The sequence below is a fragment of the Streptomyces sp. ISL-66 genome (assembly GCF_018614135.1).
Taxonomy (GTDB): Bacteria; Actinomycetota; Actinomycetes; order Streptomycetales; family Streptomycetaceae; genus Streptomyces.
Map to the genome: position 1 here is coordinate 1 of NZ_JAGGOW010000173.1, position 14623 is coordinate 14623.

Annotated in this window: 14 protein-coding genes; 9 read left to right on the forward strand and 5 right to left on the reverse strand. The window is 70.8% G+C overall.

What is annotated here, in order from left to right:
* Window positions 1–589: 589 nt before the first annotated feature.
* The 5 genes from J7E97_RS30070 to hutH all read left to right on the forward strand — a co-directional run bounded on the left by J7E97_RS30070 (window position 590) and on the right by hutH (window position 6544).
* Window positions 590–1462, forward strand: coding sequence for a biotin--[acetyl-CoA-carboxylase] ligase (locus J7E97_RS30070; RefSeq protein WP_215033874.1), 873 nt, complete (start codon window positions 590–592; stop codon window positions 1460–1462).
* A gap of 136 nt (window positions 1463–1598) precedes the next feature.
* Complete coding sequence (locus J7E97_RS30075; protein ID WP_215033876.1) at window positions 1599–2786, forward strand: adenylate/guanylate cyclase domain-containing protein; 1188 nt, start codon at window positions 1599–1601, stop codon at window positions 2784–2786.
* A 26-nt stretch (window positions 2787–2812) separates the two neighbouring features.
* The gene (locus J7E97_RS30080) at window positions 2813–3595 is read left to right on the forward strand and encodes an enoyl-CoA hydratase/isomerase family protein (RefSeq protein WP_215033878.1); all 783 of its coding nucleotides are present in this window, start codon (window positions 2813–2815) and stop codon (window positions 3593–3595) included.
* 192 nt (window positions 3596–3787) lie between these two features.
* Window positions 3788–4909, forward strand: coding sequence for a GGDEF domain-containing protein (locus J7E97_RS30085; RefSeq protein ID WP_215033880.1), 1122 nt, complete (start codon window positions 3788–3790; stop codon window positions 4907–4909).
* A 93-nt stretch (window positions 4910–5002) separates the two neighbouring features.
* Complete coding sequence (gene hutH / locus J7E97_RS30090; protein ID WP_215033895.1) at window positions 5003–6544, forward strand: histidine ammonia-lyase; 1542 nt, start codon at window positions 5003–5005, stop codon at window positions 6542–6544.
* 96 nt (window positions 6545–6640) lie between these two features.
* Here the strand turns inward: hutH and J7E97_RS30095 are convergent, their stop codons facing one another.
* Window positions 6641–6955 (reverse strand): LPXTG cell wall anchor domain-containing protein, encoded by a 315-nt coding sequence (locus J7E97_RS30095; RefSeq protein ID WP_215033882.1) that lies wholly within the window; start codon window positions 6953–6955, stop codon window positions 6641–6643.
* 107 nt (window positions 6956–7062) lie between these two features.
* On the opposite strand from J7E97_RS30095, the gene J7E97_RS30100 reads away from it, so the two are divergent.
* The 3 genes from J7E97_RS30100 to J7E97_RS30110 all read left to right on the forward strand — a co-directional run bounded on the left by J7E97_RS30100 (window position 7063) and on the right by J7E97_RS30110 (window position 9259).
* The gene (locus J7E97_RS30100) at window positions 7063–7404 is read left to right on the forward strand and encodes a hypothetical protein (protein WP_251055376.1); all 342 of its coding nucleotides are present in this window, start codon (window positions 7063–7065) and stop codon (window positions 7402–7404) included.
* Between the two features lie 111 nt (window positions 7405–7515).
* Window positions 7516–8793: an Ig-like domain-containing protein gene (locus J7E97_RS30105; RefSeq protein ID WP_215033883.1), complete on the forward strand. Its 1278-nt coding sequence runs from the start codon at window positions 7516–7518 to the stop codon at window positions 8791–8793.
* Window positions 8794–8917: 124 nt separating this feature from the next.
* Window positions 8918–9259: a hypothetical protein gene (locus tag J7E97_RS30110; RefSeq protein WP_215033885.1), complete on the forward strand. Its 342-nt coding sequence runs from the start codon at window positions 8918–8920 to the stop codon at window positions 9257–9259.
* Here J7E97_RS30110 and J7E97_RS30115 read toward each other — a convergent pair.
* A complete protein-coding gene (locus tag J7E97_RS30115) occupies window positions 9256–10275 on the reverse strand; it encodes a helix-turn-helix transcriptional regulator (RefSeq protein WP_215033887.1) in 1020 nt (339 codons plus the stop codon). The two genes, J7E97_RS30110 and J7E97_RS30115, sit on opposite strands and share 4 nt — an antisense overlap.
* A gap of 153 nt (window positions 10276–10428) precedes the next feature.
* Between J7E97_RS30115 and J7E97_RS30120 the strand changes: the two genes are divergently transcribed.
* Complete coding sequence (locus tag J7E97_RS30120; protein ID WP_215033889.1) at window positions 10429–11475, forward strand: NAD(P)-dependent alcohol dehydrogenase; 1047 nt, start codon at window positions 10429–10431, stop codon at window positions 11473–11475.
* A gap of 188 nt (window positions 11476–11663) precedes the next feature.
* Here J7E97_RS30120 and msrA read toward each other — a convergent pair whose 3' ends face one another.
* The 3 genes from msrA to J7E97_RS30135 all read right to left on the reverse strand — a co-directional run.
* Window positions 11664–12329, reverse strand: a complete 666-nt coding sequence (msrA, locus tag J7E97_RS30125) for a peptide-methionine (S)-S-oxide reductase MsrA (RefSeq protein WP_215033891.1) — start codon at window positions 12327–12329, stop codon at window positions 11664–11666.
* Between the two features lie 218 nt (window positions 12330–12547).
* Window positions 12548–12904 (reverse strand): hypothetical protein, encoded by a 357-nt coding sequence (locus tag J7E97_RS30130; RefSeq protein ID WP_215033893.1) that lies wholly within the window; start codon window positions 12902–12904, stop codon window positions 12548–12550.
* 88 nt (window positions 12905–12992) lie between these two features.
* Window positions 12993–14623 (reverse strand): polymorphic toxin-type HINT domain-containing protein (locus J7E97_RS30135; RefSeq protein WP_251055377.1); only part of this gene is annotated, 1631 nt, incomplete at its 5' end.

Genomic DNA, 14623 nt, shown 5'->3' on the forward strand with positions numbered 1-14623 from the left:
GTGGCGCACGCGGCAACAAGACACTGCGGGACCGTGAGCACAAGTGCATCGCCTGCGGCCTCAAAGGGAAGCGAGACCTCGTCTCCGCCGCCCTCGCCGCGTTCGTCCGCCTCACCGACGTGGACGACCCCAAGACCGCGTACCTGGACACCACGATGTCCCGGCACGCACAGATCATTTTCAATGAAGCGCTAGAAGAAGCGCTGGCTGAGTCAACCACACCGTGCCAGAACACCCCCCGGGGCGCTGGTCGCGTGGCAGTCCCCCGGCAACGCGGGACCTCTGCTCACCGAACCGCCGGAACGCGAGACCGAGCAACCCCAGATGAGACACCGCAAGGTGACCACGCTGGAGCGCCCGGCCCCCGCACCGGCTGCAATCCACAACTCACCCCCTCTGGTGAATTGCGGATCAAGTCTTAGGGAAGGGCGTACGGGGGGCCTGTGCGTCGGTCGGGTGAATGCGGAACCCGAATGCCCGGTTCACCGGAGAACTCCCCGCGGCCCGGAAGCCAGGGAGGATCATGGTGCGGACGCCGGCCCGGGCCGAAGCCCGGAGGCCGGGCTTCCACACGAGGGGATTTTTCTCGATGGCATCAGATGCTTCCGCTTCCGCTTCTTCCGCCTCCAGGGGCCGCTGGTCGAGCCTGCACCGGCCGCCGCTGAACGCCGCCGCCCTCCAGCGGGCCCTCGTGGTCCCGGACGGGCTGTGGAGCTCGCTGGAGGTGGTCGGGTCCACCGGGTCGACCAACACCGACCTCGCCGCGCGGGCCGCGCGGCTGCCCGAGGGGGCGGTCCTCGTCGCCGAGGAGCAGAGCGCCGGCCGGGGGCGCCTCGACCGGAGCTGGGTCGCGCCGGCCCGCTCGGGGCTGTTCTTCTCGGTGCTGCTCAAGCCCGGCCCGCAGGTGCCGCAGGAGCGCTGGGGATGGCTGACCCTGCTGGCCGGGGTGGCCACCGCGACCGGCCTCTCCCGGGCCGCCGGCGTGGACACCGCCCTCAAGTGGCCCAACGACCTGCTGGTGACCGTGGACGGCGAGGAGCGCAAGACCGGCGGGATCCTCGCCGAGCGCGTCGCCGACGGGATCGTCCTCGGCATCGGGCTGAACGTGACGCTCACCGAAGACGAGCTGCCGGTGGACACCGCCGGATCGCTGCTGCTGGCCAAGGCCTCCGTCACCGACCGGGACCCGCTGCTCAAGGCCGTCCTGCGCTCCCTGGAGCAGTGGTACGGGAACTGGCGCGCGGCCGGCGGTGACCCGGCGGCCAGCGGCCTGCAGGAGACGTACGCGGCGGGCTGCGCCACCCTCGGCAAGCACGTGCGGGCGGAGCTGCCGGGCGGGCGCACCATCACCGGGACGGCCGAAGCGGTGGACACCGACGGGCGGCTCGTCGTGCGGACGGCGGACGACGAGCGGGAGGCCGTGGGGGCGGGGGACGTCGTCCATCTGCGGTCCGTGCGGTAGGCCGCCGGACGGGCCGCCCCGGGTGACGGAGCAGGGGAGTGAGCTACGGCACACCTGCCGTATGGTTTAGGCGATCCCGGTCCTCGCGGTGATCACCCGGTTCGGCAGTGCGCACGGAATGGACAGGAGGCGGCCCTTGACCGTCGACGACCCTCACTCCAGCGCGTCCGCCCCCCAGACCCCGGCGGGCGGTGCGGCCGGGTCCGGTGGGTCCGGCGTCCACGCCACCCCGATCGGACGCGGCCAGCACACGCCCCACCACGAGGTCGACCACACGGCCCAGCCGACGGCAGACCCGCTCGCCATCCGCCTGGAACAGCTGATCCTGGGCGCCGAGCGCCGGTACACCCCCTTCCAGGCGGCCCGCAGCGCCGGGGTCTCGATGGAGCTCGCCTCCCGCTTCTGGCGGGCCATGGGCTTCGCGGACATCGGGCAGGCCAAGGCCCTGACGGAGGCGGACGTACTGGCGCTGCGCCGGCTCGCCGGCCTGGTCGAGGCCGGGCTGCTGAGCGAGCCGATGGCGGTGCAGGTGGCCCGGTCCACCGGGCAGACCACGGCGCGGCTCGCGGAGTGGCAGATCGACTCCTTCCTGGAGGGGCTGACGGAGCCGCCGGAGCCGGGAATGACCCGTACGGAGGTCACGTACCCGCTGGTCGAGCTGCTGCTGCCCGAGCTGGAGGAGTTCCTCGTCTACGTGTGGCGCCGCCAGCTGGCGGCCGCGACCGGGCGGGTCGTGCAGGTGGCGGACGACGAGGAGATGGTCGACCGGCGGCTCGCGGTGGGCTTCGCGGACCTGGTGGGCTTCACGCGTCTGACGCGGCGCCTGGAGGAGGAGGAGCTCGGCGAGCTCGTCGAGGCCTTCGAGACGACGGCGGCGGACCTGGTCGCGGCGCACGGCGGCCGGCTGATCAAGACGCTGGGCGACGAGGTGCTGTACTGCGCCGACGACGCGGCCACGGCGGCGGAGATCGCGCTACGGCTGATCGAGACGATGGCCGCCGATCCGCAGATGCCGGAGCTGCGGGTGGGGATCGCCTTCGGGACCGTGACGACCCGGATGGGAGACGTCTTCGGGACCACGGTGAACCTGGCCTCGCGACTGACGTCGATAGCGCCGAAGGACGCGGTGCTGGTGGACGGCGCGATGGCCGAGGAACTCGGCCGCACGGGCGCGGCGCCGGTCTCCGAGAAGGAGGCCGAGGCCGAGGAGGGCGGCGGCACGTACCGCTTCGCGCTCCAGCCGATGTGGCAGCGCCCGGTGCGCGGCCTGGGCGTGGTGGAGCCCTGGTCGCTGACGCGCCGGAGCCCTAAGATCCCCGCGTAACGTTCGTTAACCGGGAGGATCGCCCTGTGTCTGAGTTCGTGGCTGTACGCCGACATGAGGACGGGGTCGCCGAGTTGGTCCTGGACCGGCCCAAGGCGATGAACGCGGTGTCCACGGACATGGCGCGGGCGATCGGTTCGGCGTGCGCCTCGCTCGCGGCGGACGCCTCGGTGCGGGTCGTCGTGCTCTCCTCGACCGCCGAGCGGGCGTTCTGCGTGGGCGCGGACCTCAAGGAGCGGAACTCTCTGTCGGACGCCGAGCTGGTGCGCCAGCGGCCGACCACGCGGGGCGCGTACGGGGGCGTGCTGGAGCTCCCGATGCCCACGGTCGCGGCGGTGCACGGGTTCGCGCTGGGCGGCGGCTTCGAGCTCGCGCTCGCCTGCGACGTCATCGTGGCCGACGAGACGGCCGTGGTGGGCCTGCCGGAGGTCTCGGTGGGCGTGATCCCCGGCGGCGGCGGTACGCAGCTGCTGCCGCGGCGGGTGGGCGCGGCCAGGGCCGCGGAGCTGATCTTCACCGCCCGCCGGGTGGAAGCCGCCGAGGCGCTCGCGCTGGGGCTGGTGGACTCGGTGGTCCCGGCGGGTTCGGACCGCGAGGAGGCCCTCGCCCTGGCCGGGCGGATGGCTGTCAACTCCCCGGTCGGACTGCGGGCGGCGAAGCGGGCGCTGCGGCTCGGGCACGGGATGGACCTGACGGCCGGGCTGGAGATCGAGGACGCGGCGTGGCGGACGGCGGCCTTCTCCGGGGACCGGGCGGAGGGCGTGGCGGCGTTCAACGAGAAGCGGAAGCCGCGGTGGCCGGGGGTCTGACCGGGCGGGTCTGACCGGGCGGGGCGGGGTGTGCGAGCGGGGCGGGGCATGAACCGTCCGGGGTGTGAGCGGTCCGGGGGCGTGCCCGCGGGCGCACGGCCGGGCCCCGGCCCGTGACCGGGCGTGATCTTGGGGGATGCCTCAGGTGGCTCCAAGTGTCACTAAATCGGACAAACCCCCTAACCTGGTGTGATGGGTGTTGACGGGCGGCTGCGAGCCGTTGTGGGCCTCGCGCAGGCCATGGCGGCCGCGTGCGCGCCGCACGAGAGTGTGCGGGCCGCGGCGCGGGGGGCGCGGCTGGCGATGGACGGCTCGTTCGCCGCGATCTCCGCCTGGGAGCGGGAGCGGGGGTGCCTGCGGGTGCTCGTGAACGATGGCGAGCGCCGGGCCGGGGAGGAGGAGTTCCCCAAGGACGAGTCGTACCCCGTCCACGACTTCCCGGAGATCACGGAGTTCCTGCACGAGCGCTGGGTGGGCGGGGGCGGGCCCCACGCCTGGGTGGAGAGCGCGGTCGGCGACCGGCCGGGGCGCCGGGGCGAGGCGCTGCGCCTGCGCGGGCGCGGGACGTGCGTGGTCGCGCCCATCGTGCTGAGCGGGCGGGCGTGGGGCGAGCTGTACGTGGCCCGGGACGAAGGGCTGCCGGACTTCGACGAGGACGACGCCGAATTCGCGACGGTGCTGGCGGCGGTGGTCGCGGCCGGGCTCGCGCAGAACGACCGGCTGGAGGAGGCCCGGCGGCTCGCCTTCACCGACCCGCTGACCGGGCTGGCCAACCGGCGGGCCGTCGACATGCGGCTCGACGAGGCGCTGGAGGAGCACCGGCGGAGCGGGGCGCGGACGGTGGTCAGCCTGGTCGTCTGTGACCTGAACGGCCTCAAGAAGGTCAACGACACGCAGGGGCACGCGATGGGCGACCGCCTGCTGGAACGTTTCGGCTCAGTCCTCAGCCTGTGCGGGGCGATGCTGCCGGGCGCGTTGGTCGCGCGGCTGGGCGGGGACGAGTTCTGCCTGGTCAGCGTGGGGCCTTCGGCGGACGAGGTGGTGCGGGTCACCGAGGAGGTGTGCCTGCGGGCCGCCGGACTGGAGCTGGGCGAGGGGGTCGCGTGCGGGGTCGCCTCCACCGGGGATCCGATCGGGCCGGTGAAATCCTCCCGGCGGTTGTTCCGGCTGGCGGACGCGGCCCAGTACAAGGCGAAGGCGGCGCGTTCGGCGAAGCCGGTGGTGGCGGGGCGGGACACGGCGGTGGTGCGGCTGGCCGACGCGGCGCAGCAGGAGGCGGCGGGGGAGCGCCGCCGTTTCCGCGGTCGTCAGTGAGCCTTCCCCGAGCGCCGGACGGGGGCGGATCCGGCGGTGCGCGGGGGAGGGGTGACATGAAGAGATTCAGTCCGTAGGGTGCTGAATATGGATATGCACACTGTCGTGGTGGGAACGTCCGGGACCACCGCCGAGGACGTGATCGCCGTCGCGCGCGGCAACGCCCGCGTCGAGCTCTCCGCCGAAGCCGTCGCCGCACTCGGCCGCGCCCGCGAGATCGTCGACGCGCTCGCCGCCAAGCCCGAGCCCGTCTACGGGGTGTCCACCGGGTTCGGGGCGCTCGCCTCCCGGCACATCAGCCCCGAACTGCGCGCGCAGCTCCAGCGCAACATCGTCCGCTCGCACGCCGCCGGCATGGGCCCGGCCGTCGAGCGCGAGGTCGTGCGCGCGCTGATGTTCCTGCGCCTGAAGACCGTCGCCTCCGGGCACACCGGTGTCCGGCCGTCCGTCGCGCAGACCATGGCCGACGTACTGAACGCCGGGATCACGCCCGTCGTCCACGAGTACGGCTCGCTCGGCTGCTCCGGGGACCTCGCCCCGCTGTCGCACTGCGCGCTCGCCCTCATGGGCGAAGGCGACGCCGAGGGCCCCGACGGGACCGTCCGGCCCGCGGGTGAACTGCTCGCCGAAGCCGGGATCACGCCCGTGGAGCTCCGCGAGAAGGAGGGCCTCGCCCTCCTCAACGGCACCGACGGCATGCTCGGCATGCTGGTCATGGCCCTCGCCGACCTCGGCAAGCTCTACACCGCCGCCGACATCACCGCCGCCCTGACGCTGGAGGCGCTGCTCGGCACGGAGAAGGTCCTCGCGCCCGAGCTGCACGCCATCCGCCCCCACCCGGGCCAGGGCGCCTCCGCCGCCAACATGGCCGCCGTCCTCGACGGGTCCGGACTCACCGGACACTTCCAGGAGGAGTCCGCCCCCCGCGTCCAGGACGCCTACTCCGTGCGCTGCGCCCCGCAGGTGGCCGGCGCGGGCCGCGACACCATGGCGCACGCCGCCCTCGTCGCCTCCCGCGAACTGGCCGCGGCCGTGGACAACCCGGTGGTCCTGCCCGACGGCCGCGTGGAGTCGAACGGCAACTTCCACGGCGCCCCTGTCGCGTACGTGCTCGACTTCCTGGCCATCGCCGCCGCCGACCTCGGCTCCATCGCCGAGCGGCGCACCGACCGGCTGCTCGACAAGAACCGCAGCCACGGCCTGCCGCCGTTCCTCGCGGACGACGCCGGCGTCGACTCCGGCCTGATGATCGCCCAGTACACGCAGGCCGCCCTGGTCAGCGAGATGAAGCGGCTCGCGGTCCCGGCCTCCGCCGACTCGATCCCCTCCTCCGCCATGCAGGAGGACCACGTCTCCATGGGGTGGTCGGCCGCGCGCAAGCTCCGTACCGCCGTCGACAACCTGACCCGGATCATCGCCATCGAGATGTACGCGGCCACCCGCGCCATCGAGCTGCGCCACGGGCTCACCCCGGCGCCGGCCAGCAGGGCCGCCATCGCGGCGGCTCGTGCGGCGGGCGTGCAGGGTCCCGGGCCGGATCGTTTCCTCGCGCCGGACCTGGCCGCCGCGGACGCGTTCATCCGTTCGGGTGGACTCGTGGACGCCGTGGAGGCCGTGACGGGCCCCCTCGCCTGACCCTCGGGGGATCCGCGTCACACCGGACGCGGGAGGTGCGGGCCGCGGTCCGGGGTTTCGACCCCGGGCCGCGGCTCCGTTCGTTTCCGCCGGGTCCTACACCGCGCGGGAGCGGCGCACCGAGAAGGTCACGAAGCCGGCCCCGAGGCCCAGGCAGAGCGTGCCGGCCAGCAGGTACGGGGTGGTGTCGATGCCGCCCGTGTCGGCGAGCAGCGGAGAGTCCTCGGCGGTCGGGACGGTCGCGGCGGCGGCCGCGGACCGCACCTCCACCTGCGCGATCGCGGCGGCGGGCGCGGCGTGGGTGCCGCTCGCGTGCCCGGGCGCCGTGGCATTGGCCGAGGGGACGAACCACAGGGCGGCGAGGAGGGTGGTCGCTCCGAGAGCGGTGAGTGCTGATCGTCGTGCGGACACGGAGCGATCCCCCTTGTGGCAGCAGCGAATTGGCCGTGTCCGGTGATGCTACGGAATGGGGCGGGTCGTGGGAAAGCCGGGGCTTCCACGGGCTTACTCTCCGTCGTATGAACCCTTCTGAGACATCACGATACGTACGGCTTCGGGTGGATTTGGTGCTCGAGGTGTCCGAGGTCGACGCGCTCACCGGAGCCGCCCTTGCACACATCAAGGCCGACGAGTTCATGCCGGACGAGGAGCGCGGCCACGCGGAGGCGGCGGTCCGGGAGGACGAATCGGAGGCTTTGGCCTACTTGGTGGACCCCACCGACCTGGTCGCGGAGATCCCCGGAGTCGAGCTCGCGCAGGCCTCCTGGAGCAGCGAACCCGTGGAATACGACCCCGAGTCAATGGAGTGGGACCTCGACGAGGAAGATGGAGACTTCGACGAAGAGACTGACAACGCCTGACCGTGCGATTGACCACATTCGAACGGAATGGGGAAGCGATCCGGGGCGTTAACGCGTTGTCAGGACGAGGCAGGGGGGTCACTCCCCCCTGCCCGGGGACTTCCTGCAACGATGGAGTGGCGTGTGAGGACGGACAGCAAGCGACGGAGAAGGTCCCTGGTGGCCATATCCGCCGTACTCGGCGGGGTGCTGGTGCTCGCGGGATGCAATGACGCGGGCGGCGGCGGGGCGGACGCACCGAAGGCCAACGGCGAGGCCTCGGCCAAGGCCGATGTCGACGCGGCGGCGGCGAAGGACACCTCGAAGGCCAAGATAGCCATCACGCCCAAGGACGGCGCGGCCAACATCGGCCTGAACGACGCGGCCAACGTGACCGTGACCGACGGCACGCTCACCCAGGTCGACCTGAAGACCTCCGAGGGCACCGCGGTGGCGGGCAAGATAGCCACCGACGGCAAGAGCTGGAAGCCGGACGCGGCGCTGAAGCGCTCGACCAAGTACGCGCTGTCGGCGACCGCGAAGGACGAGGCGGGCCGCGAGGCGCACGAGAACGCCTCCTTCACCACGGTCTCCCCGGAGAACAGCTTCGTCGGCTCGTTCATCCCGGACGAGGGCAAGACCGTCGGCGTGGGCATGCCGGTCTCGATCACCTTCAACAAGCCCATCAAGGACAAGAAGGCCGTCCAGGCGGGCATCACGGTCACCTCCAGCAGCGGCCAGGAGGTCGTGGGCCACTGGTTCAGCGCGCAGCGCCTGGACTTCCGCCCGGAGAAGTACTGGCAGGCGAACTCCACCGTCACGCTGAAGCTGGCGCTCGACGGCGTGCAGGGCGCCCCCGGCGTCCAGGGCGTGCAGAACAGGACCGCCACCTTCAAGATCGGCCGGAGCCAGGTCTCCACGGTCGACGCGAAGACGAAGAAGATGACGGTCACCCGGGACGGCGCGGTCATCAAGACCATCCCGATCTCGGCGGGCTCCCCGGAGAACCCGACGTACAACGGCCAGATGGTGATCTCCGAGAAGTTCAAGGAGACCCGGATGAACGGCGCCACCGTCGGCTTCACGGACGACGACGGCAAGGGCGAGTACGACATCAAGGACGTCCCGCACGCGATGCGGCTGTCGAACTCCGGCACCTTCGTCCACGGCAACTACTGGGGATCGGACTCGATCTTCGGCAGCGTCAACACCAGCCACGGCTGCGTCGGCCTGAACGACGCCAAGGGCGCGAACGACCCGAACCAGCCGGCCGCTTGGTTCTACGACAACTCCCTCATCGGGGACGTCGTCACGGTCGTCAACTCCCCGGACAAGACCATCAAGCCGGACAACGGCCTCAACGGCTGGAACATGAACTGGGCGGACTGGAAGGCGGGCGCGGCTCTCTGACGCACCACTGGTCGAGGTAGGAGACCCCCCGCGTGTCGAACGGCGGGGAGCCCCGGACGGGGGCTCCCCGCCGTTTCGCGTTCTCCCGAGCGTCCGGGCGGGGCCCGGACTAGGGTCGTGGACCATGCCGATCAGCCAGCCCGTCGGCACGGCCCTGTGGCAGCGGGTCGTGGAGGAACTGCTCGCCGACGGCCGGACCTCGGTCTCCGCTGAAGCGGACCTGGGCGGCCCGGGCGAAGCCTTCGCGCGGTCACTGGGCTTCGAGAACGTCCTGCCGATGGGCTGGTACGTACAGGACGTGCGCAGGATCCGGATGCTCGCGGAGGCGGCGGTCCGCCATCCGTACCTGCGCCGGATCGACACCTCGGTGGCGGACGAGAACACCCCGATGCTCGCGGTGAACGCGGCCCTCGGCTACCGCCGCGAGCGCGCGGCCGGGTACTTCCAGCTCCAGCTCAAGCTCTAGCCGAAGTCCGAGCCGAAGTCCAAGCCCGGATCCGAGCCCGGGCCGTCCCCGAAGGCATCGGCGGTGCCGTTCCGTACTGCCGGTACCGCCGGTACCGCCGGTGCGCCCGGTGTCACGGGCTCGTGCGGCTCCCGCGCCGCCTGCGGCCGCTTCGGCTGCGTCGACTCCGTCTCCGCCGACCAGGATGCCAGGAGGCGCAGGGCGTCGGCCGAGGGGGAGCCCGGGGCCGCGTGGTAGGTGACCAGGAACTGCGCCGGATCGTCCGGCAGGGCCAGGGTCTCGAAGGCGAGCACGAGCTCCCCGACCAGCGGGTGGCGCAGCCGCTTGTGACCGTGCGTCTTGTCGTCCGCCACCGTGTGCGCCGCCCACAGCCGACGGAACTCCTCGTTCTTCACCGACAGTTCGCCCACCAGCGCGGTCAGCCGTTCGTCGTCGGGGAACCGCCCGGCGTACAGCCGCAGATTGCTCACCACCTCGCACGCCCGGCACTCCCAGTCCGCGTACAGGTCCGCCGTCGCCGGGTCCAGGAAGACGAGCCGCACCAGATTGCGCTCCTGCGCCGGCAGCGTCCCGAAATCGCCGAAGACCGCCGCCGCCAGCCGGTTCCAGCCGATGACGTCCTGGCGCCGCCCGACCAGGTACGCCGGCACGCCCTCCATCGCGTCCAGCAGCGTCCGCAGCTGCGGCCGCACCTGCTGCGGACGGGGCGCCTGGCGGCGCTTGCGGGCGTTCGGGGCGGCGAGACGGCTCAGGTGCGCGCGCTCCGTACCGTCCAGGCGCAGCGCCCGCGCGATGGCGTCGAGCACCTCCGCCGACACGTTCTGCCCGTGCCCCTGCTCCATGCGCGTGTAGTAGGCGACCGACACCCCGGCCAGCTGCGCCAGCTCCTCGCGGCGCAGTCCCGGAACCCGGCGGTGGCGCCCGTAGTCGGGCAGCCCCACGTCCTCGGGGCGCAGCCGGGCGCGCCGGGAACGCAGGAATTCGCCGAGCTCGGCTCGCTGATCAGGCTGGTCCATTACCCCAGTATCTCCGGGCGGGAGCGGAAGCCGCAGGGCCGAGCCTGACCCCGCCAAGGGTAGGTCTGGCAGTCCTAGGAAGGGCAGGGGGATGGGTGCCGGGCGGGGGAGAGGGCACGCTGGTGCCACCGAACCAACCGAGGAGCCCCCACCGTGTCCGTCAACCAGGTCGCCGCCTACGCCGCTCCCGCCCCCAAGGCCCCGCTGGAGCGCACCACCGTCCCGCGCCGTCCCGTGGGCGCGCACGACGTCCTCATCGACATCAAGTTCTCCGGCATCTGCCACTCCGACATCCACCAGGCCACCGACGGCTGGGGCGAGGGCATCTTCCCGATGGTCCCGGGCCACGAGATCGCCGGTGTCGTCACCGAGGTCGGACCGGGCGTCACCCGGTTCGCCGTCGGGGACCGGGTCGGTGTGGGCTGCTTCGTCGACTCCTGCCGCGAGTGCGAGTACTGCCTGCGCGGCCAGGAGCAGTTCTGCCTCAAGGGCATGACCGGCACGTACAACGCCCGTGGCAAGGACGGCGAGCCCACCTACGGCGGCTACTCCACGCACATCGTCGTCGACGAGAACTACACCGTCCGGATACCCGACGGCCTCGGCCTCGACGTCGCCGCCCCGCTGCTGTGCGCCGGCATCACCCTCTACTCCCCGCTCAAGCACTGGGGGGCCGGTCCCGGCAAGAAGGTCGCCGTCGTCGGCCTCGGGGGCCTCGGCCACATGGGCGTCAAGATCGCGCATGCCCTGGGCGCGGAGGTGACCGTACTGTCGCAGACCCTGCGCAAGAAGGAGGACGGGCTGAGGCTCGGCGCCGACCACTTCTACGCCACGAGCGACGAGGTCACCTTCGACGAGCTGGCCGGCAGCTTCGACCTGATCCTCTCCACCGTCTCCGCCCCGATCGGCTTCGACGCCTACCTCCGCCTGCTGAAGGTGGACGGCGCGCTGGTGAACGTCGGCGCCCCGGAGGAGCCGGTCGCGCTGAACCTGTTCTCCCTCATCGGCGGCCGCAAGACCCTTGCGGGCTCGATGATCGGCGGAATCGCCGAGACGCAGGAGATGCTCGACTTCTGCGCGGAGCACGCGCTGGGCTCGGACGTCGAGGTGATCCGGGCGGAGGACGTCAACGAGGCCTACGAGCGCGTGCAGGCGGGCGACGTCCGCTACCGCTTCGTCATCGACGCCTCGACGATCTGACCCTGCCGGGCGAGCGGACCGCCGGCGGCCCGCGCGGACGTCGACATCCCCGGACGTCGGACGGCGGACGTCGGTACCGCCGACACCGGCCGTCGACACCGCCGGGCGACACAGGAGCCCCGGCCACCGCGACGAGCGGCGGCCGGGGCTCCGGCGTGCGGGAGATCGGCCCGGGCTCGGTCCCGGGCTCAGTCCTCGCCGCGCGCGACGCCGACAGGGCAGGAGACACCGGTGCCGCCGATGCCGCAGTAGCCGCCCGGGTTCTTGTCGAGGTACTGCTGGTGGTACGCCTCGGCCGGCCAGAAGGTGCGCTCGGCCGCGGGGAGGACGGCCGTGGTGATCTGGCCGTAGCCGGAGGAGGTCAGGACCCGCTGGTAGGCGTCGCGGGAGGCCTCGGCGGTGGCCTGGTCGGCGGCGGAGTGGGTATAGGCCGCCGAGCGGTACTGGGTGCCGACGTCGTTGCCCTGGCGGAAGCCCTGGGTGGGGTCGTGGGACTCCCAGAACAGCTGCAGCAGGGCCTCGTAGGAGACGAGCGACGGATCGAAGACCACCCGCACGACCTCGGTGTGGCCGGTGCCGCCGGAGCAGACCTCTTCGTAGGTCGGGTTCTCGGTGAAACCGCCCTGGTAGCCGACGAGCGTGGTCCACACCCCGGGGACCTGCCAGAACGTGCGCTCGGCCCCCCAGAAACAGCCGAGGCCGAAGTCCGCGACCTTCAGGTGGGCGGGGTAGGGGCCCGCGAGCGGGTTTCCGAGCACGGTGTGCACGGCGGGCAGAGCGAAGATCGGCTCGGCGCGGCCGGTCAGGGCTTCCTCGCGGGTGGGCAGCTCGGGCGTGCGGCGGTACGAGAACATGGATTCCCTCCTTGTGGTCTACCGATAACGGCGAACGGGCGGCCGGGATTCCCGGGCGAGGCAGGGTCCGGCCCGCCGTGACACCGTCCTCTGCCGTCGCTCAGGGTCCCGGTCGGCCGAGGTCGGCGTCAGGCTCGATCCGGCACCCGCCGCACGGTGAAGTCGCGGGTATGCGAGAAGCCCCATCGGAGTTGTGTTCCGATGGGGCTTCCGTGCTGCTATTTAACGCCGCGGAATGGACCGAACCGAGAAGGTGCGTCCACCCATTCGTTGTCCTCGTGCCAATCGCAGTGGGTTGCTAGTACGTAGCCGTCCCCGCCGTTGAGGATGAACAATTTGAACGGTTCGCTCGGGGTTGATGAGATGCCGAGACGCTCGCGTTCACTGGCGAAATCCCCCTCATCGATCACCAAGCCGCTGAACTCGGACGGAACGTTCATTCGTCGAACATTGGAGAAGAGTACGTCCACTCGTTTGTCCGAGTCGAATTCCGGCGTGCTTCGCAAAAGCAGCTGAGAATAGCCGAATGCATAGTTCCAGGTCCGAAATTCGCGGTCCCAGTCTGCCAGCCGCACTTAATGCCCCTCTCGATCGGTGACTCCGGCGACAGGCGCACCAGTGGTCGTGGCGTAAATCCGCGACATTTTCTTCCTGCTCACTTGCTCACTTGGCGGCTCTGAGTACGCCGAAGTCCGGCATGCTCAGCTGCGAGGATACATCCACCCCGCCATGCCAGAAGGTGATGGAGTCCCATGTTCTGTTACCGAGTCTCACAGAGTCGCCGACGATGTTCATCTCGCGCTGAGTGGTGATCCAGGCCTTGCCGACGCGGCCTTCCTTGTAGAAGTCCTCGAAGACCTCCTGCAGAGTTCCGGGCTTCCCGCTCTGCATCTTGAATCCGTCCAGGACGATGTGGATTCGACGAGAAGGCTGCTCGTGAGCGACGTTCCTCACCGACGCCAGAGCGTCCTCCTTCGAATCACCAAGGAAGTGCTCGTGCTTGTTGCTTTCGGCAAAGTTCTTCAGGTCGCCCTCTTTCCTCAAGCCGAGCGCGACATCACAGTTGTGAACGAGAACCGGCGTGAGGCCTGCGAGTACGTAGTACGTGTGGAAGTCGTCGACGGTGAGGTTGTGTGTGGTGACGGCGTAGGGATAGGTGCGCGTTGCCGTGACCGTGAGGGTGGTGCCGTCGGGCTGGCGGAGCTGTTCGCCGGTGGTGAGTTCGCCGGCGTCGATCCACTGGTGGCGGGTTTCGCTCCAGTAGGGGTGGTGGTAGGTGGAGGTGACCTTTGTCGGCGGGCCGCGGGGGCTTGCCTCGTCGGTGAGGGTGAGGTCGGTGAAGTCCTTGTCGTCGGGGGTGGTGATGGTGGTGGTGACGGTCTTGGGTCGGGTTTCGCCGGTCTGCGGGTCGGTGGCCATGACCACGTCGCCGTCCTTGACGTCCTCGATGGACTTCGCGGAGCCGTCGGCCATCAGGACCTGAACGCCGGTGGGGAAGCTGTTGCACTTCGCCGCCGCCTCAGCGGCCTCGCGCCCGCCGCCCTTCGCGGCGTCGACTTCGTCTGCTACCGATCTGGCCTCGGTTCCGGCGCTGTCGCTGGCGGATTCCTTGGCGGCTTTCTCGGACGCGGATTTGGCTGCCTTGGCCTCGGCGTCGCGGGCTTCCTTCAGTGCCTTCTTCGATGCACTGAAGGCTTCGGCGGCCTTTGAGGCTCCGCGTTCGGCTTCGTGGATGGCGTCGTAGGCCTTGTTGACTTCCTTGTAGATCTTGAAGGCCTTGATGCCGATCTTGACGGCCTTGAAGAGTTTGCCCCAGGGGACGAAGTTGAGGGCCGTGTTGATGCAGGCCATGACGTCGCCCTTGGTGAAGCAGTCGCGGGCGTCGTTGTATCCGATCAGGTCGCCGACCATGTCGACGACTTCGTCGATCAGCTTGTCGCGCTTCTTCTTGGTCTTGGTGACGTTGTTGTTCGCCTCGTTCAGGGCCGAGGGGTCCGGTTCGTCTGAATCCGTGCCACCGGTCTCCCAGAGATTTCCTGAGCTCTGGCTATCGTCGGGGCAGTTGCTCTCGCACCTCCACTCACGTATCAGGCCGCTGGGGTCGGAGGCGTTGATGGGACTGTTGTTGGAGTAGGCGTAGGCGTTCCACTGCTGTGGGTCGCCCGCGTCGATGAGGGGGTCGGGGCTGATGAAGCGGCCGGTGGTGGGGTCGTATTCGCGGGCGCCGAGGAGGGTGAAGCCGGTGGCCTTCTCCTTGGTGCCGCCGATGAAGCCCTTGTCTCCGGCCCAGGCGC